General features: G+C 66.0%; 1 protein-coding gene and 1 pseudogene. Both read left to right on the top strand.

From position 1 onward, the window contains the following. Positions 1 to 373: pseudogene (locus E4K64_RS39650) on the top strand (methyl-accepting chemotaxis protein); the annotation flags it as partial. Between the two features lie 268 nt (positions 374 to 641). Then, on the top strand, positions 642 to 2,035 hold a 1,394-nt coding region (locus tag E4K64_RS39655; RefSeq protein WP_167772443.1), incomplete at its 3' end, for a methyl-accepting chemotaxis protein.

Consider the following 2,035-nt stretch of genomic DNA (forward strand, 5'->3'; position numbering starts at 1 on the left):
CGCAAGCCAGACCGCGGAAGCCACCCGCGAGATCGGCGACAAGATCGCCCAGATCCAGGGCGCGACCAAGGAGGCCGTGGACGCCATCGGCGGCATCACCGCCACCATCGAGGAGGTCAGCCGCATCGCCACCTCGATCGGGGCCGCGATCGAGGAGCAAGGCGCCGCCACCGCCGAGATCGCCCGCAGCGTCTCGCAGACCGCGGAGGCGACCAAGGAGGTCACCACCAATATCGGCGGCGTCTCGACCGCCGCGAACGAGACCGGCAATGCCGCCGGCATGGTGCTCGCCGCGGCCAGCAACCTCTCCAAGCAGGCCGAACAGCTCTCCGGCGAAGTCGGGACGTTCCTGGCAGGCGTGCGCGCGGCGTGAGCCGCGCGACATCCGTGACCCGAACACGACGATGCATCGACGAATCGATGCATCGATTGAGCCGACGCTCGACCACATAAACACGATCACGATCCATATTTTCTGGACACGTCGCCGCAGTCGTCGACCTCACACCTGCATATGCGTGTCCACGGCTGCGCCGATTGCGGAGCGCCTGAACGCGACATCTCCTGCGTTCAGGAATGGTAAGAACTTCCTGATACGGCTGCGCGAGAACAAGCATTCTACAACCGTTCCCGAGGCCGTCATGTCGCTGCTCAGTCACCTGAAGATCCGCACCAAGCTCGCCAGCATGGTCTGTCTCGCGGCGCTGACCGTCACCGCTCTCATCGTCGGGTCGAGCTATCTCAGCAAGACCCGCATGCTCGAAGATCGCGCACGCCAGATGCAGACGGCGGTCGATCTGCTGCACGGATTCGCGCAATCGCTTCAGGACGAGGTGACCGCGGGCAAGATGACGCTCGCCGATGCGCAAACCCAATTCAAGCTGCGCGGCCGGCAGATGAAGTTCAACGGTGGCCAGGGCTATCCAGTCGTCTACACCGCCGATTCAACCGTTATGATGAACGGCGGCGCGCCTCAGCTCGAGGGCAAGAATAACGGGATCAAGGATGCCAATGGCATCGTGATCGGCGATGCCACGGTCAGCACGGCCAAGCAGGCGCCTGAAGGCGCGATCCTGTCCTATCTCTTCCCGCGTCCGGGCGAGACCGTTCCGGTTCGCAAACTGGTGTTCGCGCGCCACTTTGCACCATGGAACGTCGCGATTGCCTACGGCCTCTATGTCGACGACATCGACGCCGACGTGCGTGCGCTGACGCTGGAGCTTGCCGCGATCGGCACGGGCCTGATGCTGCTGATGGCGGCACTGTCGTGGCTGATCGCCCGCGATGTGCTCAGCGCGCTGGAGCGCCAGAAGAACCGCATGCAGGAGATTTCCGAAGGCGCCATCGACAAGCCTGTCGAGGAAACCGACCGCGGCGACGAGATCGGCCGCATGGCAGAGACCCTCGAGGTGCTCAGGCAGACAGCTTTGACGGCCCGCGCGCTGGAGGCCGAACAGGCCGCCACCAAGACGCGCACCGAGCAGGAGAAGCGCGACGCCCTGATCGCGCTTGCCGACCGCTTCGATGCCTCCGTCGGCCAGCTGGTCGGCCTGATGGCTTCCGGCTCCGGCGAGCTCGAGCATACCGCCAAATCGATGTCCTCGACCGCCGAAGGCACCAACCGCCGCGCCGCATTGGTCGGCACGGCCGCCACCGAAGCCAGTCAGCGTGTCCAGACCGTCGCGGCCGCCGCCGAGGAGCTCTCCTCCTCCATCACCGAGATCAGCCGCCAGGTCACCCAATCCGCAGAGGTCACCGGACGCGCGGTCGACAGCGCCCGCCGCACCGACACGATCGTGCGTGCCCTCTCGGACGGCGCCCAGCAGATCGAGCACGTCGCCGAGCTGATTTCCAACATCGCCGCCCAGACCAACCTGCTCGCCCTCAACGCCACCATCGAGGCCGCGCGCGCCGGCGAAGCCGGCCGCGGCTTTGCCGTCGTCGCCTCCGAGGTGAAGTCGCTCGCAAGCCAGACCGCGGAAGCCACCCGCGAGATCGGCGACAAGATCGCCCAGATCCAGGGCGCGACCAAGGA

This window comes from Bradyrhizobium frederickii (assembly GCF_004570865.1).
Taxonomy (GTDB): domain Bacteria; phylum Pseudomonadota; class Alphaproteobacteria; order Rhizobiales; family Xanthobacteraceae; genus Bradyrhizobium; species Bradyrhizobium frederickii.